The sequence below is a fragment of the Candidatus Bathyarchaeia archaeon genome (assembly GCA_035283685.1).
In the GTDB taxonomy this organism is placed as follows: Archaea; Thermoproteota; Bathyarchaeia; order Bathyarchaeales; family Bathyarchaeaceae; genus DATETJ01.
Window position 1 is genome coordinate 212340 of the sequence record DATETJ010000009.1, and the last position, 22568, is coordinate 234907.

The 22568-nt window shown below is 47.9% G+C and carries 24 protein-coding genes, 1 tRNA gene and 1 pseudogene; 11 read left to right on the forward strand and 15 right to left on the reverse strand.

The genetic code is table 11. The features are described 5' to 3' along the window. Positions 1-105: 105 nt before the first annotated feature. Positions 106-4068, reverse strand: coding sequence for a PKD domain-containing protein (locus tag VJ249_07735; protein HKZ94453.1), 3963 nt, complete (start codon positions 4066-4068; stop codon positions 106-108). 268 nt (positions 4069-4336) lie between these two features. Then, a tRNA-Asp gene (locus VJ249_07740) sits at positions 4337-4473 on the reverse strand. Positions 4474-5230: 757 nt separating this feature from the next. Between VJ249_07740 and VJ249_07745 the strand changes: the two genes are divergently transcribed. Then, on the forward strand, positions 5231-5440 hold the full coding sequence (locus tag VJ249_07745; GenBank protein ID HKZ94454.1) for a hypothetical protein: 210 nt from the start codon (positions 5231-5233) through the stop codon (positions 5438-5440). Between the two features lie 11 nt (positions 5441-5451). Here the strand turns inward: VJ249_07745 and VJ249_07750 are convergent, their stop codons facing one another. Together VJ249_07750 and VJ249_07755 are read right to left on the reverse strand one after the other, a co-directional pair. After that, positions 5452-6060, reverse strand: coding sequence for an RlmE family RNA methyltransferase (locus VJ249_07750; GenBank protein HKZ94455.1), 609 nt, complete (start codon positions 6058-6060; stop codon positions 5452-5454). 2 nt (positions 6061-6062) lie between these two features. Continuing rightward, complete coding sequence (locus VJ249_07755) at positions 6063-6440, reverse strand: transcriptional regulator (protein HKZ94456.1); 378 nt, start codon at positions 6438-6440, stop codon at positions 6063-6065. 129 nt (positions 6441-6569) lie between these two features. Between VJ249_07755 and kae1 the strand changes: the two genes are divergently transcribed. The 3 genes from kae1 to VJ249_07770 are packed head-to-tail and all read left to right on the forward strand — an operon-like array spanning position 6570 to position 8802. Beyond that, complete coding sequence (gene kae1, locus VJ249_07760; protein ID HKZ94457.1) at positions 6570-7577, forward strand: KEOPS complex N(6)-L-threonylcarbamoyladenine synthase Kae1; 1008 nt, start codon at positions 6570-6572, stop codon at positions 7575-7577. Positions 7578-7586: 9 nt separating this feature from the next. Continuing rightward, entirely contained in the window at positions 7587-8222 is a 636-nt protein-coding gene (locus VJ249_07765) for a KEOPS complex kinase/ATPase Bud32 (GenBank protein HKZ94458.1), read from the forward strand. Further along, positions 8209-8802 carry an XTP/dITP diphosphatase gene (locus VJ249_07770; GenBank protein ID HKZ94459.1) on the forward strand — a complete coding sequence of 198 codons (594 nt, stop codon included), beginning with the start codon at positions 8209-8211 and terminating at the stop codon, positions 8800-8802. Before VJ249_07765 ends, VJ249_07770 begins: the two co-directional genes overlap by 14 nt. A 209-nt stretch (positions 8803-9011) precedes the next feature. Here VJ249_07770 and VJ249_07775 read toward each other — a convergent pair whose 3' ends face one another. The 6 genes from VJ249_07775 to VJ249_07800 all read right to left on the reverse strand — a co-directional run bounded on the left by VJ249_07775 (position 9012) and on the right by VJ249_07800 (position 15372). Then, positions 9012-10334, reverse strand: coding sequence for a TldD/PmbA family protein (locus VJ249_07775; protein ID HKZ94460.1), 1323 nt, complete (start codon positions 10332-10334; stop codon positions 9012-9014). Further along, positions 10331-11749, reverse strand: a complete 1419-nt coding sequence (locus tag VJ249_07780; GenBank protein HKZ94461.1) for a TldD/PmbA family protein — start codon at positions 11747-11749, stop codon at positions 10331-10333. The genes VJ249_07775 and VJ249_07780 overlap by 4 nt, the downstream gene beginning before the upstream one ends. A gap of 141 nt (positions 11750-11890) precedes the next feature. Next, positions 11891-12400 (reverse strand): ribosomal protein S18-alanine N-acetyltransferase, encoded by a 510-nt coding sequence (rimI, locus tag VJ249_07785; GenBank protein HKZ94462.1) that lies wholly within the window; start codon positions 12398-12400, stop codon positions 11891-11893. Between the two features lie 20 nt (positions 12401-12420). Continuing rightward, positions 12421-13710 carry a nickel-dependent lactate racemase gene (gene larA, locus VJ249_07790; protein HKZ94463.1) on the reverse strand — a complete coding sequence of 430 codons (1290 nt, stop codon included), beginning with the start codon at positions 13708-13710 and terminating at the stop codon, positions 12421-12423. 131 nt (positions 13711-13841) lie between these two features. Next, complete coding sequence (locus VJ249_07795) at positions 13842-15005, reverse strand: S8 family serine peptidase (protein HKZ94464.1); 1164 nt, start codon at positions 15003-15005, stop codon at positions 13842-13844. Between the two features lie 109 nt (positions 15006-15114). Then, positions 15115-15372: a U32 family peptidase C-terminal domain-containing protein gene (locus VJ249_07800; GenBank protein ID HKZ94465.1), complete on the reverse strand. Its 258-nt coding sequence runs from the start codon at positions 15370-15372 to the stop codon at positions 15115-15117. Positions 15373-15461: 89 nt separating this feature from the next. Between VJ249_07800 and VJ249_07805 the strand changes: the two genes are divergently transcribed. Both VJ249_07805 and VJ249_07810 read left to right on the forward strand, forming a co-directional pair. Beyond that, positions 15462-15788, forward strand: coding sequence for a MazG nucleotide pyrophosphohydrolase domain-containing protein (locus VJ249_07805; GenBank protein ID HKZ94466.1), 327 nt, complete (start codon positions 15462-15464; stop codon positions 15786-15788). A gap of 89 nt (positions 15789-15877) precedes the next feature. Continuing rightward, positions 15878-16144, forward strand: coding sequence for a hypothetical protein (locus VJ249_07810; protein ID HKZ94467.1), 267 nt, complete (start codon positions 15878-15880; stop codon positions 16142-16144). A 71-nt stretch (positions 16145-16215) separates the two neighbouring features. On the opposite strand, the gene VJ249_07815 is transcribed toward VJ249_07810, so the two are convergent. After that, a complete protein-coding gene (locus tag VJ249_07815) occupies positions 16216-16551 on the reverse strand; it encodes a hypothetical protein (protein HKZ94468.1) in 336 nt (111 codons plus the stop codon). 42 nt (positions 16552-16593) lie between these two features. Here VJ249_07815 and VJ249_07820 point away from each other — a divergent pair, with 42 nt between their 5' ends. The 3 genes from VJ249_07820 to VJ249_07830 all read left to right on the forward strand — a co-directional run bounded on the left by VJ249_07820 (position 16594) and on the right by VJ249_07830 (position 17439). After that, positions 16594-16719 (forward strand): hypothetical protein, encoded by a 126-nt coding sequence (locus VJ249_07820; GenBank protein ID HKZ94469.1) that lies wholly within the window; start codon positions 16594-16596, stop codon positions 16717-16719. Between the two features lie 72 nt (positions 16720-16791). Next, positions 16792-17148, forward strand: coding sequence for a hypothetical protein (locus VJ249_07825; GenBank protein HKZ94470.1), 357 nt, complete (start codon positions 16792-16794; stop codon positions 17146-17148). A gap of 18 nt (positions 17149-17166) precedes the next feature. Next, the gene (locus VJ249_07830; GenBank protein HKZ94471.1) at positions 17167-17439 is read left to right on the forward strand and encodes a hypothetical protein; all 273 of its coding nucleotides are present in this window, start codon (positions 17167-17169) and stop codon (positions 17437-17439) included. Position 17440: 1 nt separating this feature from the next. Here VJ249_07830 and VJ249_07835 read toward each other — a convergent pair. Then, a pseudogene (locus VJ249_07835) lies at positions 17441-18613 on the reverse strand (winged helix DNA-binding domain-containing protein). A gap of 200 nt (positions 18614-18813) precedes the next feature. Between VJ249_07835 and VJ249_07840 the strand changes: the two are divergent. After that, positions 18814-18981: a hypothetical protein gene (locus VJ249_07840; GenBank protein ID HKZ94472.1), complete on the forward strand. Its 168-nt coding sequence runs from the start codon at positions 18814-18816 to the stop codon at positions 18979-18981. An 83-nt stretch (positions 18982-19064) separates the two neighbouring features. On the opposite strand, the gene VJ249_07845 is transcribed toward VJ249_07840, so the two are convergent. Next, positions 19065-19772, reverse strand: a complete 708-nt coding sequence (locus VJ249_07845) for a hypothetical protein (protein ID HKZ94473.1) — start codon at positions 19770-19772, stop codon at positions 19065-19067. 297 nt (positions 19773-20069) lie between these two features. Here VJ249_07845 and VJ249_07850 point away from each other — a divergent pair, with 297 nt between their 5' ends. Next, positions 20070-20558, forward strand: a complete 489-nt coding sequence (locus VJ249_07850; GenBank protein ID HKZ94474.1) for a GNAT family N-acetyltransferase — start codon at positions 20070-20072, stop codon at positions 20556-20558. 103 nt (positions 20559-20661) lie between these two features. On the opposite strand, the gene VJ249_07855 is transcribed toward VJ249_07850, so the two are convergent. Beyond that, on the reverse strand, positions 20662-21867 hold the full coding sequence (locus VJ249_07855; protein HKZ94475.1) for an MFS transporter: 1206 nt from the start codon (positions 21865-21867) through the stop codon (positions 20662-20664). Between the two features lie 61 nt (positions 21868-21928). Beyond that, positions 21929-22435, reverse strand: coding sequence for a chromate resistance protein ChrB domain-containing protein (locus VJ249_07860; GenBank protein HKZ94476.1), 507 nt, complete (start codon positions 22433-22435; stop codon positions 21929-21931). Positions 22436-22568 lie beyond the last annotated feature (133 nt).

Below are 22568 nucleotides of genomic sequence, written 5' to 3' on the forward strand. Positions count from 1 at the left end.
GTGCCGGGAGATAACCCGAAAAAAATTCGGAAACAGATATCTGTATTCCCTTTGTCGGCAGCACATGATCCAAATCTAAAAAAAAGAGGGTTGTGACTTAAGCTTCTATTGATTTTGTTCGAGTTGGTCTATCCAGTCTTCGCGGCTGATGTTCCATGACCAGTGCCATGCGCTTTTGACTGTGCACTGAGAGTAGTAGAAGGTGGTTTTGTAGTAGTCGACGGCTTTTGAGAGCCAGCCTTTTGTAAGCCAGTAATCAGCTTGGGCAAGGTATTGGTCTATGTATGCGATTTCGTTCCACAGCCAAGGCGCGTATTTACCTCTTGCCTCTGCGTCTTGTATCGCTGCAACAGCGAGCATCTTTTCGGCGTATGCTTCAGACTTGGCTATTTGGGTCATTTCGTTGTTTATGGCTGTTAGTTGTTGAATGATCTGGTTGGCGAGGTCGCTGGGCATTTGGCCGTACTTAACCCAGTTTTGCAGGTCCTTTATGAGATACTCTAGTCTGAGGACGCCTGATTTTAGGGTGTTGAGGCCTTCGACTTTGTCATCGAATCCTGGTCTGACTGTTTCGAGATAGTTTAGTATGTCGCCAACATTGATCTCAGTTTTGCCGAGATCACTCATTATGCGTTCGAACTTGTACTGGTTTATGTTTCCGCTTTCGTACAGGGAGGTGACGTATTCTCTTAGACTTGTGATCATGCTTGACAGAGGATGTATGTGGGAACCAACGATTAAGTCTGCGTCTGCCATGCCTAAGACAGGGGGGTCGGCTTGAGACGTTGCTATTAGGGTGAATCTGTAACCACCATAGGCTGCCGTGTACGGTGCTGAAATTGTAAAAGACACCGTTTCAGTTTGGTCTGGACTAAGTGTGACTGAATGTGGCATCGAGCACCATGCGGGATTTATTCCGTACAGTGCAAGGTTGTATGTATCTTCGGTGTTTCCTAGGTGATGGATGACGATGTTATAGGTTGCGGTTTGTCCTAGAAAGGCGAAAGCCGCTTCTGGGTCGATGGAGATTTCTACTCCTGTGTTGATTGTTAATGTGTCTGTTCCAGTGTCGCCGTTGTTGTCTGTGATTCTTAGGGTGGCTGTGTATTTTCCAGCTTCAGAGTATGCGTGGGTTGGCGTCAACGTGCCAGTGGCTGTTGTGCCGTCGCCGAAGTTCCATTCAATCGTGTGGGTGTCTACCACCCCGGGATCTGTGAAGCTGCCGCTAAAGTGGACTTCACTGCCCGGAGCCACAAGTTGGTCTGGTCCGGCGTTAGCTGTCGGTGCTACATTGGAGACGGTGGCTGTGGCTGTTGCGGTGTCGGTATATGTTCGGGCTCCGACTTCAACTTTGACTGTGCCTGTCCAGTCATCGAGCCACATGTGAGACGCGGTTGGACTGCTTGACCAGTCGGTGTCCCATGTTCCGTCGTTTTCGAAGTCCCATCTGTACGTTATTGGGTCACGGTTTGGGTCGTTGGAGCTGCTTGCGTCGAAGTTGATTGTTGCGCTCTCTGTTGCTGCGTAGGGTCCTCCTGCATTAGCATTGGGTGGAAGGTCAACTCCAAAACTACTTGACACGGTTGTTATTGGCGCTGATGGAACTGCGTTCACCAGCGTGTCTTTAACCAGCCATGAGAACCGAGGTGCGGGTGTAGGCCAGATTTGTAAAGGCTCGTGCTTACGATATCTTGTGAGTACTGCGATTGAACAGCGGTCTGTCAAGGTGGCTTCTTCGGTCCGCGACATTTGGAAAGTGTAGGTTCCCCCTTTTCTGCTGTCGAAGACGAACACTGTATCCTCGACCCCGTCGTCGTCTATGTCAATGTTCCAGAAGCTGGCTCCAGGAATTTCGTTATATATATCTGTGACCATTAAGTCGACTTCGATAGGTATTTGAAGAGTTCTAAGAAAGCGACGGAGATGCCTATACATGCCGATTCTCTGACCGTCGGGGTCTGTCATGAACAACTGCTCCTGGCCTAGTACAACCACTACCATGTCGGGTTGCCCATCAAGCCAACACCAGAAGTACGGGCCGTTAGGTTGGGCGGAGTCAAAAAAGTCTCCTGTGTCAATCATTGCATAGTTTATTGCGGAATTGTCGTGGATTGTTGCCTGCCACTGAGAGAACGAGTCTGTAGGCGCTGTCTCTACGTGAGTTGGAGGCCGCCCATAATCTACAGCTGCTTCATGTGGTCCCCAAGATGCCTGGGTGAGATCTAACGCAACTGTTGCGACGATTAAAACGTTTATCCCATAGTCGCTGTTCTCGTACCATCCTTCGGCAAGAGTGTATGTCCCAGGGTCAGTGGGAACGGTGAAGGGCCCAAGCCAGACATGACCCAGCGCGTCATCTGGTCCATAGTCGTCGTCGCGTCCGCGTGTGTGCAGCCTCACTGGCTCTCCAGGCGTGACAGGAATGCTGTGCCAGAGATCTCCGCCGCCTGGAATGTTGAGGGCTAGTACGCCGTCTCCCCAACCGTAGTTTTCGTCGGGATGCAGTGGATAGTAGCTTCCAGGGCCTGGTTCACGATGTCGAGGTACGTACATGTTGCCGTGTCCTTCTGGGCCTTGGCCGTCTCGCCCGTCGCTGACAAAGGTTTCGATGTAAAGCTCCACATCTCCGTCGCCTGAGGTCCTTTTGACTTTGACGTATCTCACGATGAAATCCACTACGGCCCCGTAGTATGCGACGCCTGTGCCAGAAAGGGTGTAATGGAAGACTTGAGGCGCCCCTTCCTGCCTAAGGTAAATTGTATCGTCGTCCGCATTCGTCAATCCCATCAGATTTCTGACTTGACACGAGACGGTCTTCAAATCGTCCCCTGCTGAAAGAGTCCAAGGCTTCGTGTTAGAGATTGTCTCCCAATTGTCGTGCCAAGCTTCGTTTTCGTTTCTGAATCTGCACTCCAAGTCGCTGGCTAGTTCAGCTGCTCCCACGCTATATTGCAGGTTAAGTTTAACCCATCTCCAATGGGCTTCATCGTCTCCGCTATAGTCTGAGATTGTCACTTCCACCTGAGGCCAGTTGACCGATTCATAGAAGATCTGGTAGAGAGTCGCAATTGCACGTATGCCGTAGACCATCACATACTTGGCGATCTCGGAAAGTTGAAAGTCACGGTCGTTGTCATCATCGTCCAGTGTGTCACCCCAATATCCGTGATCGTTGTCCTCCAGATCTCCTATATATACGGGGGAAGATGGCCAAGCCCTATATCCGCCCATCCAGACTTCAGGGTCATCCTTGTCGCCGTCGTAGTCGTCTGAAGCGAAATAGTCGGCGTGCTGATTTGCGGTGTACATCAGATAGTACACTGCAGCAGCCCAATCTCCATTCCGCATATTTTGTTCAACAGTCTCGGGAAACTTGACCAAGCCACCTCTTACTGGAGACAAAAGCCACGATGGAGAGTCGACATACCAATTGGCATAAGCATTTGTCTCGTAAATCCAGTGTTCGTAGCAGTCGTCTCCCCCAGGCAGATTGACGCCCTCATAAGACACATGGAAGTCTTCATGAACATGCGCAGGAATCATGTCTCCGATGAGGTGAGCCACATGACCCAGATACTCGTAAGCCATAGACTTGTCATTGTCAACCAAGTAAGCAACACGAGCGTAGTGAAACAACGCGCTCGCTTTTTGGTAGGCGTTGGGGAATTCGTCTGGTATCTCACCGTATATTCGTTCCAAAGATTGTTCCAAAGCTTCGGGAAGACCTTTTACCGGATCATTTGGACCCCCGTCAGCATCCCAAAAGTGCGGAATAGCGAGCACACCCATTATATCATGTGTTAAATGGGAGTAGACGTGATCGAGTTCATCCTCATGAGTGGCTCCAGCCCGTATCTGACCAATGAAGGTGTCAATCTCATTGCGCATCGATGAAAGCGAAGGAACAAGGCTCGCAGCCTGCGAGCACATCCACGGATGAATCTGCTTGTGTTCAAGAGCAGAAACACTTGGCGCTTGAAACGGCAGCGAAGCGAACGAAACCAGAGCAACAAGCAAAGCAATTTTTGTCAATCGAGCAATTTTCTTAGAGTTCAACACTTTTTTCACTCTCTTTCCTTTTTTTTAGCACGCTCACCTGAGAGAAACAAGCGAAACATTCCCCGTTGCCAGTCAGTAGTCACCAATAATGCAGGTGTCTTTTGACACGATTTTCCCATAACAGTCAACCCGTTTCCTACATTTCTCTCTTAAGAGCGTCCAAAAATCATGATTTAGGACATTGTGCATATATGCCTTATGGAAACATGTTCTAGAACATCAAAGTCGAACAAATTAATCTCCCAAATGAATCATAATACACAACCACGTGAAATTATGGCGCCCTGGCCGGGATTTGAACCCGGCTCTTGTCACAAAGCATATTTTCTCTGTGATGTCCAGCGGGCGACAGCCGCTTATACTATTCCGGCATTGAGGAAGTTCCTCACTGTGACCGGACTATACTACCAGGGCTGCCTTGTCGGGCCAGAAGCGCCGTTTGCAATAATGAAAAACATCGATTAATTAAGCTTTCTTGAACCACACAACAACTTCTGAAAGAACTCAGCCTCTGAACCGAAACCACCTCGGTATTATTACTTGTTCTAAGCCGAAGTTAATAACATCTGAAACAGAAACCAGCCCCACACGCCGTCCTTGACGAAACCATGCCTAAACAGTGACGAGACCTGACACAAGACAACGCGCAAACAGAACCCAAAACACCATACAAAAACCCGAACAGACTCCAAAGCACAATGCCCAACCTTGTTGATGTCACTAGGAACAGTTTGACGACGACATCCACACAGCCTTTAGCCGCTAAATGCACTACAAAATGGTAGAAGAAAGTATAAGGGGATTAGCGCCTTCTTCTTTTGAAATTCGTTTTCCCGCAACCGCTCAACATGCCCGACAGCCACGCATAACTATGTTAAATGCCACGCTAAACTATGTTGAACCGCACCACAAAACACGCGCAAACAGCCCGGGAAACACCATACAGAACCAGCAACAAACCCCAAAACACAAACAGAAAAGTCTAGCTTTAACACTGAAAAATTTTTTCTGCACTCATACTAACCCTACTCCCACACGTTAAACATTAACAAAAGTCCATCACTTTCTCCATATTCCGAATCAGTATTCCTATGTCGCAAACTATTAGCCCATGAAAACATCATCTAAAACACCCTCAAACACAACACAAAAAGGAGACCTGAAACAAAAAATGAACGAAGCACTCTACATGGCATGTAAAGAATTAATCGACGACGCAAAAAACGGCAGCAGCGACAAAGTCTTCAAAGAAATCACACTCGAAATCCTAGCCCGAGCCAAAAACATACTCACTGATGTGCAATTCAGAGAACTCACACAATACGCAGCAGAAAAAATGAAAGAAAGAACCGAAATCACCCAAGCCACACTACCATACTAGACAATAAGCCACTATAGCTTATCAAAACCCATCAAAAACAATTCACTGCTCGTTTTCCGACTAGCCTTAGGCTTCAAAAACCGAACCACACGAAACTCCCGACGCATATCAGAAACAAAACCATCCAACATATCACCCTGAAAAACCTTAAAAAAAACATTCCCACCCCTCCTCAACACACACGCAGCCACATACAACGAACGCCGAGCCAAATCCAACTGCCTCGCCTGATCAACCTCCCAAATACCTGACACATTAGGCGAAACATCAGACACCACCACATCCGCTAAGCCATCCGGCAAAAAACCACGAATAGTATCAACAACCTCAGGCTCAGTCACATCAGCAATAATGGACCGGGAATTCTCAGCCTCAAACGGCTCAACAGACCGGACATCCACACCCAAAACAAAACCACGCTCACCCACAGCCCACAACGCCGCCACCATCCAACCACCAGGCGCAGCGCCTAAATCCACAACCACATCACCCCGCCTAATCAAACGGTACCGCTCAACAGCCTCAGACAACTTAAACGCAGCACGAGAACGAAGCTGCTCCTCCTTAGCCCGACGATAAAAATAATCCCTCTGACGCTCACGCGCCCAACTCTTAGGCACGGCTAGGCGTCACCAATAGGAACCAACGGCTCCCCAGCCAAAACATGAACCCAATCAGTCAAAGAGGCACAGACAATCGGAGAAACCGCGCCAAAAGCCCCACAACGCGGATCATTACTACACATGAGACACGGACACTCAATAATCGAATTAATCGACGACGGCTGACGCTTCGGAAACAACCGATAAGTCCAACGCCCACCACGAAGCTCACGCTCACGCCGCACCAAACCCTTAACCTCCAACTTCAAAGCAATCCGCGAACCCTCACGACTACTAGCCCCCAACCTACGCCACAAATCAGACTGCAACACACCCTGACTCCGAGTATGCGAAATAAAATACAAAGCCTTGTACTCCAAATCATCACGCTTAGGCATAGATCAAACGAACCCTTACAATCTTCCCCTTAAATCTACAGACATATATGTATACAACAATAGAATAAAAATCTACGTGTTTCCACCCAAAAAAACCATGGAGCCAACCGCAACGTGCCCAAAGAGCCCATACACATACTTGGAATAGAATCCACAGCCGACGACTTCAGCACAGGCATAACCACATCCCAAGGCAAAATCCTAGCCAACATCACCAGCACCTTCATACCAACCCAAGGCGGCATCCACCCAAGAGAAGCAGCAAGACACCACGCCGAAGTAGCCGGCGAAGTCATACACAACGCACTAAAAAAAGCCAAAATCCACCCCAACCAAATCAAAGCAGTAGCCTTCTCACAAGGACCCGGACTAGGACCATGCCTACGCACAGGCGCCACAGCCGCCCGCGCCACAGCTACATACCTGCACATCCCACTAGTCGGCATCAACCACAGCATAGCCCACATCGAAATAGGCAAACTAATCACAGGCGCAAAAGACCCAGTCACACTATACGTGTCAGGCGGCAACACAATCATCTCAGCCTACGAAGACAGATACTACCGCGTATTCGGCGAAACCCTAGACATCGCAGTTGGCAACTGCCTCGACGTATTCGCACGAGAAGCAGAACTAAAGCAAAGCCCAGGCAGACCCTTCGGCGCCATCATAGAGGAACTAGCGAGAGCAGGCAAAACTTTGGTTCCGCTCCCGCTCACAATCAAAGGCATGGACCTTTCTTTCAGCGGCTTGCTCACAGCCGCAGTTCAAGCCTTGCGCAGCGCAAAGCACGGTCTGGGAGATCTTTGCTTCAGCCTTCAAGAAGTCGCGTTCTCAATGCTAACCGAAGTGACAGAGCGCACCTTGGCGCACACAGAAAAACCCGAGGTCCTATTAACAGGCGGCGTCGCAGCCAACAAACGACTGCAAACCATGCTGAAAATCATCGCAAAGGAACACAACGCTCGCTTCAACGTCGTGCCCAAAGAATACGCCTTAGACAACGGAGCCATGATTGCATGGACAGGCGCCTTAACCTACAAAAGCGGAATCACCACTCCAATAGAGAAAAGCATCGTCAAACTGAAATGGCGACTAGACCAAGTTCCAGTACCGTGGGTCGAAGAGGCAGAGTGAAAAAACTCAATGGTGCTCATTAGAAAAGGCGCCGAAGCCGACCTCCACCTCGAACAGTGGCACGGTCACAAAGTCGTAATGAAACGGCGACTCCCAAAAGCATATCGACTGCCACAACTTGACCTAGCTGTAAGAACCCAGCGCACACTTCGCGAACCCGCACTCATTCACCGAGCCAAAGAAGCCGGAGTCCCAACACCCACAATCTACATGATAGACTTAGCAGAGTCAAACATCATCATGGAATACGTCGAAGGCAAACAGGTCAAACAGGTCTTGAACACCTTGCCACCCGAGGAAAAACTACGCTTATGCCGCCACATCGGCACATTAATCGGACGCCTCCACAAACACGGAATAATACACGGCGACTTAACCACATCAAACATGATTCTCACATCTTACAGGAAAATCTACCTTGTAGACTTTGGACTGGGCGAACACTCCGAGGAACTGGAGATTCGCGGAGTCGACCTTCACCTAATGAAAAGAGCACTTCAAAGCACACACCACAGATTAGCCAAAAAGTGCTTCGAAGCCGTGACAACCGGATACACTGAGACCGTCGGAAAGGAAACCGCAGCCAAAGTCCTCGCAAAAATCCAAGAAATCGAGCGCAGGGGACGTTATATTGAGGAAAGGTAAAATAGCATTCTTCGTCACAGGCAACGTGGGCAAGTTTCACGAAGCACGAGCCGTGCTCAAAGAGTTCGACATTTCAACCGCCATGCTCAGCATGGAAACCAAAGAGATCCAAGCCGATGATATAGACGCAATTGCCAAAGCCAGCGCGTTAGAAGCAGCAATGAAATCAAAAATGCATATCTTCGTCGAAGACGCTGGACTCTTCATCCAAGCCCTCAACGGTTTCCCAGGACCCTACTCCTCTTACGTTCACAAAACACTGGGCAACGAGGGCATTTTGAAAGTGATGAAAAACACCATCAAACGAGAGGCATACTTTCACTCCATTGTGGCTTTTTGTGACTCTGGCAAATCAAGCTCGCTTAAATGTTTCAGCGGCAGAATCGACGGAAAGATAACCGCTAAAGAGCAAGGAAAACATGGCTTCGGCTTCGACCCCATCTTTGCACCATCAGCCCAACTCGACAGGACTTTCGCAGAAATGACGCAGCAAGAAAAGAACAACCACTCCCACAGGGCTCAAGCGCTGCGAAAATTCGGAGCTTGGTTTCGTCAAAAGTACACTCGATCTAAACTCTGAAAGCAATAGAAAAAGAGGAAAAGAGAAACAGAATTGTTTCGCTTAGGCTCCAGTTGGCTTTCTTTTGCTCATGTAAATTAGCACAGTGACCCAGAGCTCAGATTTCTAACGCCAAGATATGTCGCCTCGTGAAATCGAGCCAACCATCATCAAAATGGCTGTGGAAAACTGGTGGAAGGAAAATAAGAGAGTGAGGTGTCATGAGGCGCCTATTTTGGCCTTGTTATTTGGACGTCTTTCATGAGTATGTATGGCGATAGTGATGGCGGATCTGCTTCTCCCCACCAGTGCACGTGTTGGCGTTCCTTGGATATGCCCGCGACATTGTTGAGCATTTGGAGCGCGTTGTCGCTTAAGCGTACGTCTTTCCATGATTGTGTGATTTCGCCGTTTTCTATGAGGAAGATGCCGTCTCTAGGTATCGTTGAGAAGTCTCCTTTAGCATAGTTTTGGAACCGAGTATACCACGTGTTTGTTAGGTACAGGCCGCGTTTCATGTCTTTGAACATTTCTTCTCTGCTCATGTCACCTGCGTCTAGTTCAAGGTTCCATGGACTCGGGAACACGAGTCCAGCGTTGCCTGTGGTTTCAGTTTTGAAGATCTTAGCTGTTGAGGTGTTGTGCACGAAGGTTTTGAGCATGCCTTTGTGGATTAACACGTTTTCCTTCACTGGCGCTCCTTCATCGTCAAACACTCGATTGCTCATTGAATACCGAGCGGGAACGTCACGCATGGTTACCATATCAGACGCAACCTTCTGACCTAGTTTGTCAACGAAGATGGACATTTGAATCATCACGGCGTAAGCGGACGTCATGCCACCCCACGTTCCCAATAGCGCACCCGTGAACAATGGGTCGAAGATAATGTCGTAGCGTCCTTCTACTCCTGCTTTTGGCTTCTTCGCCATTTTAGCGATTTCTCCAGCTTTTTTGCCCGCTCTAGCCGGGTCGAAGCCTTTAGCGGTTGAGCTGCATTCAACACCATGTCCAGAGGCTTCTTGCTGAGAAAAGGCTCTGATCGATAATTCAATCGCCGATCGGCGGTCTTCGCCCGTCGGACCTTCAGAAGATGCCAGATAGACGTCTTCAAGCTTTGTGAATAGAATTCCTCCAGCGTTCAAGTCGGGTCCAGCTTCTTTGCGTGCGGCTTCTATGGATTCATGAACATATTCTGCTTGATTCAAGTTCTCAAGAGACTTGTCCGCCTTGCTTCTTTCGTAGCGAAACTTGCCCTTGGCAACGCCGCCGTACATTGGATTCTCTTTTGAAGCTTTTGCCAACTGATAGAGGCGTTTCATTGTTGCGTCAATGTCCTTGAAATCGTGTATCTGCGTTGCTACTAGACGTTTTTGCCAAGAAAGCGCCACATCGGTGACGTAGTCATTCCATGCTACTGTGATGTCCACTTCATTGTTGCTGAACCTTGTTTGACGGTAACGCCCTAACGTTGTTCTAGCGATGACTTCGTCTGCGCCAAGTGTTTTGCCTTTCTTAACGATTGCTTCAGTTTTTGCTAGTTGCTCGCTCATTTCACATACACCCCTCTCAACCTGATGATGGGTCCACCAGTATAGACAGGGACGCCCTGCATGGGGTCACTCTTGCCGCAGGTAGCTGCGTTGTACTCAATCTTCTTGGAAACGGCGTCCACGGCGGTCCAGAAGATCTTTGTAGTAGTCTCGATGACGGGTCGAGCTATAGGATGCTTTAGCTCGCCCTTTTCGATCCAGTAAGCTTCGCGTCCTACGTAACGCTGGTTGAACCGTTTGTCGTCGATGTTCCATTCGGTGAACGATTTCATGTATATGCCTTGCTTAACGTCCTTGAAGATTTCTTCCTCGGTGAAGTCGCCAGGTTCAACAAACGTGTTTGCCATTCTCACAATGGCTTCGCGATCATAATTGTTAGCCCGTGAAGAACCGTTGCTTCTCGCTTTCAACCTTGCCCCAGTCTCGCGATTGTGCAAAAACTCGTTGATCACGCCATTTTTGTACAAGCATCTGCGCCCAGCCTTGATGCCTTCGTCATCATACTCGTAGTAGCCAAAACTATTCTTAACCGTGGGGTCATCAACGACAGTAACTGCTTCGCTGCCGATTCTTGTTCCCAACCAGAAGGACCCGCCTGGGTAGATGAACGATCGCCCTGCCTGACTCATCTCTCTTCCCAAAATTCGGTCGGCTTCCATTGGGTGTCCACAAGACTCATGCGCCGCGATGCCCGCGACCTCACATCCGCAAACCAAATCCATCTTGCCGGGGTTGACAGCCTTGGCTTCTTTGATCACGCGCTGTAGCACTTTTGCTTCGTTAATCATCTGCTCACTCATTTTCCAGTGGTCGAGCGCTTCCCATCCGCCAGCATAGCCAAACTGCTTGTACGCCTGTTCTGGTTTGCCGTTTTCAACCACTGTTACGAAGGCGAAAGCGTTGATTCGCGGAACATACGATGAAATCACCGAGCCTTCAGTGTTTGCAAAGTATTTTTCTACTAGATTTGAGCCGAAGTTGAGCATTCTCGATGGAACATTTATTCCCTGCGAGGTCAAGTCTTTGTCGATTTCTGCCATTGTTTCAATTCGGGTTTCAGACGATATGTTTGCTATCTTCTTTTTCTCCTCAGCTTTCCAGTTGGCTTTGACGCTTTTTTCTTCAGCAAACGTGATTTTTTCCATGCGTTTTGCCGTCTTAGCGAATTTGTGCGCCATGTCAACAATTGTTTTGGCCTCGTTCTTTGTCCACTTGTTAGTTGAAGCGAAGCCAATGCCACCGTCTGCTAGAATCCGCACACAGAAGCCGTCGTCTACTGATGAAACGTAGGCGTCTAAGAGGCCGTTTTTCATAACTAGGCCTTCTTGTTTCTCAGTGTGCGCTCTGACCTCTGCGTAGTCAACTTTCTTGCTTTGGGCATACGTTAATGCGAAATCTGCTATGTCTTTGTCCATTTCGGTTCTCCCCTCGTGAATCATTGGATACAGTTTTGTAGAGGTAGAAAAGCTTTTTCCAAAAAGCGGCTTTTCATCTTGAAATTCGGCTCAGATCAGAACTCACATAACTGGTGCGCAAGGGACGAGTTGTTGTTTTTCCTACAATGAAGGCAACTTACGTGTCATTATGGCGGCGTCTTCGCCGTCAGCGTAATAGCCCTGCACTGTTCTTGAGGTGTCGAAGCCTAGTTTCTTGTAGAGGTTTATGGCAGGCGTGTTGCTGACACGTACTTCAAGGTAGCAGTCTTTAGCCTTGTACGTTCGCATGCGCACCATGGCTTCGCGAATCAGAGCTTCGCCCACGCCCCTCCGTTGGTATTGGGGCAAAACAGCGACTGAAATGACATGCCCACGTTTGGTTATGCCGAGCAAGCCGAAGTCTGGAAGCCCGGTTTCTATGCGGCACGTAATGTAGCCTACAATTTCAGTAGCAACTTCAGCTACGACGAACGCTTCGGGATAGCGTTCATACAGTTCCATGAAGAAGTAGGTAGAGTAGTTTTCTGGCAGGCACACCTGGTTGATATGCATGACTTTCTCCAAATCGTCCGGTTGGAAGCGCCTCAACGTGAACGTTGTTTGAACCATTTGCGTGCCATCTGACTTCATTGGTTAATTACTGCTTTGAGTTAAGCGTTTTGTACTGGCTGTTCAGATGTTTGAATAATGGGCAGAGTGATATTTCCATGCGGCATCACCCAAACCCTTGCATCTTTGCCCACAATATCGAAAGCGTCTCTTAAGGCGTCATTTAACGCTCTAGCCGTTCGAAGTCTGAAAGTTCCAACAGCATGGTAATCGGGCAAGGTAGAAACCAGGATGACTTGAACTCGTTGCAGTGCTTTGACCAAGTAGTACGCTTTGTGCCCGCCTAGTTTGAAATGACGCTTGATTTCGGTTTCCATTTCTTTCGGATCTTTGAACTTGGTCATCCAGTCATAGAAGATTTCGTTGCCATGACCATCCGGGCATTCAGCCACCCAAATAATTGCTCCGCCTCGTTTCGTGGCTTCTAGCGCGTTTTCCAGTCCTTTGTGTGCTTGGTAAAGGTCAATGTCGTGTGGATGTCCACCTGAACTCGCAACAACTATGTCTGCTCTTCGTTCGATTTGGACTTTGTACATCTCGTCGACTAGTTTGACCCCTTCGGAGAACGCTTGTACGAGATCGCCGGCGAAGGCTTTGACGATTTCGTTCCTACTGTTGGTTACAGCGTTAACGATAAAGTCAGCCTTGGCTAGTCTGGCTGCCTCAACCATGTCCTCATGCACAGGGTTGCCCTCCAACACGCCAGTTTTTGCTTTTGGGTTCAGAATCATAGCGTGATTGTGTTGGATTGTTTCCTCTCCTGAGACAGCTGGCAGCACGCTTTTTCTTCCGCCACCGTAACCAGCATAATAATGCAGTTCAATGCTGTTTGTCAGGATGCGAAAGTCAGCTTCCGCAAAAACTTTGTTGACGTAAACTTTGTTCAGATGCGTTTTGGTTCTACTTAAATAGACTAGGTCTTTGGCTTTGCAGTCATGGCTTACTGTTTTGATTCTTCCGAGGGTTTCTTCGCCTAGGATGACTTTCTGTTCCTCAGGCTTTGGTGCTCTGTGGGTTCCGCATCCGAAAACTATTGTTATGTCGGAATCCGGGATGCCTGCTTTGTTCAAGTCTTCGATGACAGGTGGCAAGATCAAATGGCTGGGTGTGGAGCGGGTTTGATCGTTAACCACAATGACAACTTTGCTGCCTGGATTGACCATTTCAGCTAGCCGTTTAGTTCCGATCGGTTCGTTTAGCGCTCGCGTAATTTCTGCCTTTGGGTCTTTGACGCCTTCTTTTTCTTTCGGTTCAATGTTGCCCAAATAGTTGCGTGTTGGAATGCGTGCGCAGATCTCGGTTTTACCGTAGGGCACCCAGATGTCAACCAAGGCTGCTTCCTTCTTTCTGAAATGTAAGTGGATTATGAAAGATTAGGATTTCTTTTAAACATAGCGGAATGACCGCTTTCATCTGAAAGTTACAGTGGCAGCAAAGAAAAAGAGAAGGTGTGAAGGCGGGTTTATTTGCCCACTGCTTCGGCGTCTACCAATCCATGGCCGAACATTATGTCGAGTCCTGGGTCTCCTAGGTCTTCGGCTTCGTCGAACATGAGTTGAACTATTTCTGAGCTCGTCATTTCAGGGTGTGCTGCAAGTGCTAAGGCTGCTGATGCGCTCACATGCGGGGTGGCCATGCTTGTGCCGCTCCATGTTGCGTATTGTCCTCTAAGATAGGTTGATGTTATGCGTGAGCCAGGTGCTGCCAGGTCGATTTCGGGTCCGCGGTTGCTCCAGCTGGTTATCTGGTCAGTCATGTTCATGGCTGAGACAGCTATTACGAAGGGCAAAGCGGCTGGATAGATCACTGCGCCTCCTTCGTTGCCCGCGGCTGCAACTAGGATTATGCCCATATCCCACGCCTCGTGAAGCATTTCATCCTCAGCTTGGGAGTAGCCACCGCCGTAGCTCATGGACACCACCTGTATGTTGTTGTTTAGGTCACTATCAAACCAAGTGTTGATGACAAAGTCATAGGACTCCAGCAAATCTTTGAGTTGGAGAATGCCGCCCGCAGAAGCCTTGATTATCCAGAGGTCGATTCTTGGTCCCACACCGATTACGCCGATTTCATTGTTGACAGCTGCTATTGTGCCTGCAACGTGTGTGCCATGTCCGTAGTGATCGTCAACTGTGTCCGCTTTTGGCGGCACCGCTGAGAATACGCCTTCAATATTACCTATCAAATCGGGGTGATCTGGGTCCACGCCCGTGTCGATTATGGCGATGTTGGTGCCTTCGCCTTCGTTTCTGTGCCACACTCGATCAGCGTCTATGCGGTCGACGCCCCAAGGCAAAGTTTGAGGAGGCTGCACACTGCCCGGTTTTGCTTGAACCTCGTTTAACCGTCCTTGAATGCGCCTTTCCTTGTCGGTTTCAACGTAGGCTATGTTTGGATTTGTTCGCAAAACGTCAACTGACGCAGCGTCTACGTGAGCTGCAAGGGCAGGTATTGATTTGTAGGTTTTTAGGATTTGGCCATTTGCTTTCGCTATTGTTTCGGTGTCGATTTTATCTTTGAATCGCACTATGATTGAAACCTTGTCAGTTGCTGGCCTCAACGCGATTGCTGAGGAGATGAAGATGCCGAATAGGATCAACGCTAGAAGTAACGCCTTCAGTTTCATTTCCAATCTCTCCAACAAAGATGTTGAATAAGGCTGCAGAAGAACGTTTCGGCTACAATGCTCCATATGTTGACGACTAGGAAAAAATGTTGAATGGCGTGGCGCACAATCAGACTATCTTGTACACGGAGTCTGTTTCTCGAACGTGCTCTTTGACCTTCAACCCGATGCTTTGGCCTGCTTTCGCCGCCTTCACGTTTTGGTGTTCGATCTGCATAGATTCGACTGTCTGCTCGAAATCTGTGGTTGGACCCATAATGCGTATCTTGTCTCCAGCAGAGAGCGGCGCCGTCAACTCAACTACAGCCACACCTATTTTGGTGAAGTAATGCGTGACTTTGCCTATCTCCTGAGGCTGTTCTTCCATGTTTGAGTTCCACCCTCTGAACAATAAGAGTGAATGGCAACGCATATAACGCTTATCAGAAGAGCTTGCATTTGCAGAGATGATCGCATATGACCTTGACTTTGCAGGATGCGCAACATGCTTCATGGAAGATTTTCCGTAAGATCAATGATAGACTGGGAGTTGAGAACGGCAAAAGCCGTGACGCATTTGTCATTGTCGCCGACTTGCTTGAAGAGGCGGGAGAAGTGGCAGCTGTCGTCAAAGGTTTGGAGAGCTTTAGGCCTCCTAACGAAAGGAAGCCCAAAGAGACGTTGGCGAAAGAGTTGAACGATGTGCTCTATTGCGTGTTTGTTTTGGCCGAGCATTACGGACTCGATTTGGAAGAGAGTTTTTTGGAGCAGGTGAACGACCACCTGCTGAGGTTGCTCACCTAAAATCCTGCTGGCTTGGGCTGAGGATTTCTTAAATCTGAATTCTGGTTTCATAAAGCAGAAAATTGTCCCAGTGCGTTAAAGTGAGAGAATTGTGGAACCCGAAACTGGGAGGACGAAACGAAATGAAGATTGGCTTGAACCGACGCGAGCTTCACTTGTTAAAGCTCTGGTGGTTGAGTTGCGAAGATATGATGATACCTGAAGGTAGTTGTACATTATGCGAGTTCAAGGACGAGTGCCTTGTAATCAGGAAGAAGCTTTACGGCAAGGACGGCGGAGCCAAGAGCAAAGATGCAAATGGCGAGTACGTCTACGTGCCGGAAGCTGAAGAACAGGTCCTCCCTCAACCAGCTTAATCCATTCTGAGGATTTTCTCAAGCTCGGAAGAATGTACTGCGGGTTGGAAGCAAGCGGCAGATCTACGCCTCTACTCCAATCTACGTTTGCTTGTTTTCGACAGTATTGAGGCGATTTCGCGGGCTTCGTCGATTACCAGCACGGATTCCTTCAGTTTCTCAAAATATTTCATCGCTCGCAAGGTTTTGAAAACCGCAAAGCCTCTGTCATTGATTGCATAGACGCTCTGGTTGCTGTTCAGGAATCTGCGTTTCTCAACTATGCTGTTTGAGACTAGAAACTCCATGCGGCGTCTCAGTTCAGGCACTTCCATGTGGATTTTGGCGGCGATCTTGTCTATTTTTTGAGGTCGCTCCACCAATACTTCAAGGATGTTGAGGTATTTGTCGAGTTTGGAAGGCGGCATAGGGCATGCCCTTGTTTTCTTGTTCAATGGCTATTGGGATAAATGATTTCAGAATTTAGAATACGAATCCAAAACGAGTATTCTGTGCAAGCTTCGGGCATGAAAGAAATCGATATCTTTGCGGGCAAAGTTGCCGTTGTACTTAATTCATCCGCACTTGCGATATAGCTGTATCCATGTCGAACAATGAAACAGTTGTCTTTATTATGTATTAATACTCAATATTAGTAGGGTCCAGTTATGAAAGTGGAAAACGCTGTTATAGAAAAAGTGGACGAGGCCCAAGCGCAGGCTCCAGAGCGGAAGCAGGAAGCAGAAAAGCCCGCCAACGGGTCGGGCATGAAGGCTGTTTTAATGAAGAAAGGCGAGTACCATCTCTCCAACAGCATTGTTCTACCTTCCCTCGACCTGTGCCTAATAGGAGAACAAGACACAATTCTGGTTCCGGGAGATAATGTGCTTCCGATTCTCGGAGTTGGAAACAAGGACATTAAGTGCTCTAAATGTGGCTATATCTTAGCTATGAAAATAAAGCGACCTCAACTGCAGAACCTTGCAATTAAATGCCCTTCGTGTGGCAGCGTGAACCGATTCTAGAAGAAGCTTGAGTGTGCCATGCTTCGCGCAACCGCTGAGGACAAGGATGACGTATTCATTGAGAACCTTAACACCGCCCTCTTTCTCTTACTAGGAATCCTTGCAGTAGCAGCCTCAGTGATTCTGCTCGGCTACTCAGCGTTCATTGCTGTCTCCGGTCAACAATTCTCAGAGGGTCTCTTGACCACATCTGGGTTTGCATCATTGCTGCTCGTGATAGGTTTAGGGTCAGTGCATTTGTTTCGAAGGAGAAGACAGCTCAGAAAAAAGAGAGCTGACTCAATCTTCTGAGTTAAGACGCGTCTTTCAAGGGTGACATTACTCCTCCGGCAGTTCTCTGGTTCAGTGGAGTCATCGAGTGGCATTGTTTTGTTTTGACCTGCTTTCCTAAGGTGAATGCGCCAACGCTTCTTGCCTTTGAGTGTATTTCATTAAGTATGTCTGATTTTACGTTGCTCAGGAGCAGTATCTTGATGAATGGTTCTTCGAGGTCCCAGATTCCGATGACTCGTCCGTCGAGTAGAATGGTTGATGTGGCGTTGCCGGAGCGGTCGAAAACGAAATTGTGGTGTTCAGGGTTGAGGTAGCGCTCTCGGTCTTTGTATCCCATCAGGTAGGGATCAAGGCTGGGCAGAATGCTTACCACAGGGTTTCTGGGCGGCTTGCTTGAAAGCAATGAGGATTTGTCTGAAGAGGCTACTAGGAAGTCTTATTTCAGGCCAGCGACTTCAATGTGAGTCATCCTGTTTTTCATGTCACTGATCATTTGTGTGACTTGGCGTTTTGGGAATCCTGTCCACCAGCAAACATCGTTCTCCGTGGCTGGCCCGAAGGAGGCTATGTATTGTTTCACGATGTGTTCTCGTGCTTTTTCTTCGTTGTCTGCTTTCAGGTTTATGTCTGGGAAGTGTTCGTTGAACAAGTAGTACGTGTGGAGGTTGCTTTTCCATCCTTTTTCTGGAGGCCCGCGGATCAATAGGAATTGGTCGCACATGAGGTTCAAGATTGGCGAGAGGTTGAGGGTCGTGTCTAGTTCGTTTCTTAGTTGTTTTGTGGTCATTTTTCTGCCTTTGAGGGTTTCTATGACTTTCTTTGAGGTCTCTTCATATTGCTGTTGGGTGATTCCCAAGTATCTGCAGTATTGTGTGGATGTAAGTTGGAGTGTTTTGATGGTTGCAGCGTATGCAGTTGGAATCATGTCTTTTGAGAGGATGTGTACTGTTTGCCTCACAAAGCGAATCTTGCCTAGTCTTCTCCTAGAATAGAGTTCGTGGTCCAAGGTTCGTTGTTGGAAGTTTCTCGTTCGTGCAAACAATGAGAGGTAGGGCGTTGTGGGGCTGGTAGCGTGCAGACCGATTAGGTCTTTGACGATTTGGACAACGTCGTTTGTCTTGGCTCGGTCGGTCAGATGCTGCTTGGACAGCACGTAAGTGTTCAATTGGCGTAGGCTCAGTTTGCTCAGCATGTTCTCACTTGTTGGCGCTTGTTGTGTTGTCGAATCTGGCTTAATATGCTGTGTAGCACGACCTAATTTCCATTTTGGGCGGGAGGTACTGGCTTAGCTTCTTAACACTTGCATGAGCAAGTTGGAACCAAGTATCCACGCTTTGAGAAGTCTTATTTTTTCTGAACTCTATTCTAGGATGTGGAGGGGTGATGTGATAATTGAAGGAATGGAAATGCGTAGCTGTTGGACATCATGAAAACGTGGGCAAAGTGATTGAAGAATGGGAAAAGCAAGGCTGGCGGCTGCACACCTATCAAGCAGCCGGCATGGGCGGAGCAATCCACTACACCGTGAATCACTACCTACTATTCGAAAGAGATCATTAAAAACGCAGTCATCTATGATATTCTTTCTTGCTTCGCTCGATGGCTAGTCGTGTGGTTTCAAGGTATCACTTGTGCATTTGTGATTATTCAATCAGTTTCAGCAGGTCTTCTAAGATGTAATTCATGAGTTCCTCTGTCGAGCTTTTGCTGAACGATGTGATCACGGTGTTTCTTGTGATTCCGACCACTATGCCTTGTTTTTGAGCTTCGAAGACTGCGTACCAGATTTGTCCATGTTTCATGTAGTCCCGGTAAAGTGTCGTGTCAGCTATGCTAGGTCCGGCTAAGCAGAGCTTTTCCACGCCTGGTATGTCAACTTGGTCGAACCATATGAGTTTTGTCGCCTGTGGACTGGACTCATGGAGGTTTTGCAGGGTCTCGTGTGAAATTCTTGTTTCAACGATTGCGTGTGGTGTTATGAAGAGAGCTTTGCTGAGTCTATTGGCTACAGAGTTTGTTAGCAGCTTCTTCACGCCGCGCGCAACTGATGGCCCCTGCACAATAAGGAAAAGCCTTTGCCGAAATGGTTTAACCCAAAACGGTGCTTCCTCGGTCATTGGCGTCTCAACGAGTTCGCGTCTGTACAAGCGTTGACGAATGAAATCCTTGCTGAAAACGCCTGACAAGGCGTCTCCGTTTCTTTTAAGGTCTAGGATTTCCGTGACAAGTGTGATCTTTTCTTTTTCCTTGGTTGTGTAAAGCTCTTCTTCACGGAAGCGTTTAAGTTTGCCAGCTATGAGTTCGATGTCGGCTTCCTCTTTGATCTCAAAGACTTTGGCGGGCAGAACCATACAAGCTGTTCTTGCTGCTCAGTTCTTATGGCTTGCGCAAGAAGTCCCTAGTCGATCTTCAGCAAGGGGAGTCCCATTTTGACGGGGGCGGGATTTGAACTCGCGGCCATATTTCAACAAAGCGCCTGCTAACAGAACGTTGAAAAAGGGTCAACTGAAAGCTACTCTGAGCGTGAGTTGACGGGTCATTTTTTGACAACTCTCTGAGTTCTTCTCTTTTCCTCACGACTATAGCTAAAGGCAGTATGTTTAACGGTAGTTATGTGAAATACCATGACGAATGCAAGGAGGAGTGACATGAAAGTTAGATGGGAGATACGTCACCATATTGAGCCTGGGGATATAGGTTATGTCACTTATCTTCATGGTATCTTGTATGCAAGAGAGTGTGCCTACGACCAAACATTCGAGGCGTATGTTGCAGTCGGGCTGGCAGAATTTGTTCAATCGTTTAGTCCTGACAAAGATCGAATTTGGCTGGCAGCGACAAACGGTCGGATTATTGGTTCCATCGCCATTGTTGGGCATTCAAAGACAACTGCTCAACTTCGCTGGTTCCTAGTTCATCCCGACTATCGAGGGCTTGGAATCGGAAAAGAGCTCCTAGAAGACGCGATTCAATTCTGCAAGGAGCGGAAGTACAAAACCATATTCCTCTGGACGACAAGCGAACTGAAAGAAGCGGGTCATCTCTACGCGTGTTTTGGCTTCAAGAAAACCGAAGAGAAAACGCGCAAGATTTGGGGAAAGAGAGTAACCGAAGAAAGATACGAGCTGCACCTGTGAAGCGATTTGTCGAAAATGAGCAAATGTGTGCCTTTCTAATCCTGTTATGGATCTATACATTCTTACGAAGATAGTGCGTAGGCAAATGCCGCTTTTCCGATGCTCATCTAGCATTCGCAACTCTGAGAAAGGCAGATGCTAAAGCAGAGAGCAGTAATACAGCGGTTATTGCAGGAAATGAGCCTTGGTATCCTAGGTTTGTTGCAATCAACATCCCAGTGATGAGAGGTCCTACTGTCTGCCCAACATCCATTGTCATGCCGAGAAAACCCATTGCTGTTCCGGTGAGGTTACTAGGAGAAAGTTCGCTGATTAAGGCGGGGGTGGACGAGGTTACCATTGCAAAGCCAAGCCCATATGTTATGGACAGAAGCAGCAGAGTTATGCTCTGGGTTGAGAAGGGAATTATGAGCAACGGCAGTCCACTCACTGTGGAACCAACAATTATTGGGGTTCGCCTTCCAGTCTTGTCTGAAACCCATCCCATGAACGGTTTAGCGAGGATAACAGCGATTATTTGACTTCCCATTATGATGCCGATTTGAAATGCATCTAGATGAACAAGATCCTTTAGATAGCCCACTAGGAAGTATTCCACCGCGCCAAAGGCATAGTATTGACTTGCTTGGATGAAACTAACCGCTAGGATGCTTGGGTTTCCTGCGACAGTCCTCCATCCAAACAGCATTTTTCCAACAGTTTTCTCTGAACTGCTGGGTTGAAAATCAGGGTTTTTCATATCAGTCACAAGGAAGAGAGTTGTCATGAAAGCGGTTACGCCAGCTATTCCCACAGCCAAATAGAGAGTGTTATAACTATAGTCTGTCGCGAAGAGGATGTAACCACCCAGAAAAGGCGCGGCTGCTCGCCCAAGGTTTGTTGCTGAAGAGAATAAGGATATGCGTTCCCCACGTTTGGCTGGAAATAGCTCAGCTACTGAGGCTTCAGTTACAGGGACAAAGATTGCTGTGGCAAAACCGTGGTAGAATCGAACCAGTACGAGTTGCCACCACACTGATATGAGAAGATAAAGGAATGGGGCAGAGGCAAAGACAACTGCCGATGCCAATAAGACCTTTTTTCTGCCGAAAAAGTCTGAAAGGGAAGCAGCGGGTAAGCTGACTAATATTCCTGGGATTGTTGAGGCGGAGGCAACGAAACCCGTCCAGAAACCTTCAGGGGTTTCAAGCTTGGCTGCGAATGGTTTCAATACTGGATTCTTAGCCATCGTTGAACTCAGAATCGCGAATATTCCAGCTATGCAGAGTGTTAGGAGTATGCTGGTTCTCGCATCTTTTGCACTTAGCATCAGGAATCAACTTTGTGTTAACTGAAATTCAAGCTAATAAGAATAGACGGAGATGAAATCGTTAACTCGTCGCTTTCTCTCTCATCTTTGCGGTTAGGAAAGTCCTTCGTTCCGTCCAGCTCATTTTCGCCAATTCATCTTTGTATTTCTCTTGAAGCAACTTAGATTTGCAGTAACTGTAGAGTGCATCATAAACGTATGCAGCTTTCTCAACGGCTTCAAAATCATCTTTGACGTTGAACCTCGCTCCAGTCATTGTTGCACTTAACCCTAGCCCTTCTGGAGCCAACGTAGTGTCACGTGTATCGGCTGAATGCACGATTTTGGCAAGCTCGTGAAGCACGGGATCCTTCAGCTTGTATTCTTCTATTATGGTTTCGAAACTGCACTTTCCATCTCTATGTCCAAGTCTGACTCCAGGTGCATCAAAGGGTGTTGCGTCTTGGTCTTTCGCTATTTCCTCTATCTTCTCTGTAGGAACGAAGATGAACTCCGCTTGTGGATCTATGATTTTTCTAATTAGCCAAGGGCATGCTGTTCTGTCAACATGTACGAATTCGCGAGTCACCCACTTCACATTACTCACCCGTCTGGAATATCTATAGCTAGCAGTAAAACAATATTTCAGTTCCTTGGGGTGGAAATGCTCATGCTCTACTGAGTGCTTTGACGTAATCCCATATGGAAAGATTAATGCATGG

Excerpts from the sequence above, each read along its gene's own strand:
- VJ249_07745 (HKZ94454.1), top strand. The coding sequence starts at position 5,231 with ATGAACGAAGCACTCTACATGGCATGTAAAGAATTAATCGACGACGCA.
- VJ249_07755 (HKZ94456.1), bottom strand. The coding sequence starts at position 6,440 with ATGCCTAAGCGTGATGATTTGGAGTACAAGGCTTTGTATTTTATTTCG.
- VJ249_07765 (HKZ94458.1), top strand. The coding sequence starts at position 7,587 with ATGGTGCTCATTAGAAAAGGCGCCGAAGCCGACCTCCACCTCGAACAG.
- VJ249_07775 (HKZ94460.1), bottom strand. The coding sequence starts at position 10,334 with ATGAGCGAGCAACTAGCAAAAACTGAAGCAATCGTTAAGAAAGGCAAA.
- VJ249_07780 (HKZ94461.1), bottom strand. The coding sequence starts at position 11,749 with ATGGACAAAGACATAGCAGATTTCGCATTAACGTATGCCCAAAGCAAG.
- rimI (HKZ94462.1), bottom strand. The coding sequence starts at position 12,400 with ATGAAGTCAGATGGCACGCAAATGGTTCAAACAACGTTCACGTTGAGG.
- VJ249_07795 (HKZ94464.1), bottom strand. The coding sequence starts at position 15,005 with ATGAAACTGAAGGCGTTACTTCTAGCGTTGATCCTATTCGGCATCTTC.
- VJ249_07800 (HKZ94465.1), bottom strand. The coding sequence starts at position 15,372 with ATGGAAGAACAGCCTCAGGAGATAGGCAAAGTCACGCATTACTTCACC.
- VJ249_07805 (HKZ94466.1), top strand. The coding sequence starts at position 15,462 with ATGACCTTGACTTTGCAGGATGCGCAACATGCTTCATGGAAGATTTTC.
- VJ249_07815 (HKZ94468.1), bottom strand. The coding sequence starts at position 16,551 with ATGCCGCCTTCCAAACTCGACAAATACCTCAACATCCTTGAAGTATTG.
- VJ249_07820 (HKZ94469.1), top strand. The coding sequence starts at position 16,594 with ATGATTTCAGAATTTAGAATACGAATCCAAAACGAGTATTCTGTGCAA.
- VJ249_07825 (HKZ94470.1), top strand. The coding sequence starts at position 16,792 with ATGAAAGTGGAAAACGCTGTTATAGAAAAAGTGGACGAGGCCCAAGCG.
- VJ249_07830 (HKZ94471.1), top strand. The coding sequence starts at position 17,167 with ATGCTTCGCGCAACCGCTGAGGACAAGGATGACGTATTCATTGAGAAC.
- VJ249_07845 (HKZ94473.1), bottom strand. The coding sequence starts at position 19,772 with ATGGTTCTGCCCGCCAAAGTCTTTGAGATCAAAGAGGAAGCCGACATC.
- VJ249_07850 (HKZ94474.1), top strand. The coding sequence starts at position 20,070 with ATGAAAGTTAGATGGGAGATACGTCACCATATTGAGCCTGGGGATATA.
- VJ249_07855 (HKZ94475.1), bottom strand. The coding sequence starts at position 21,867 with ATGCTAAGTGCAAAAGATGCGAGAACCAGCATACTCCTAACACTCTGC.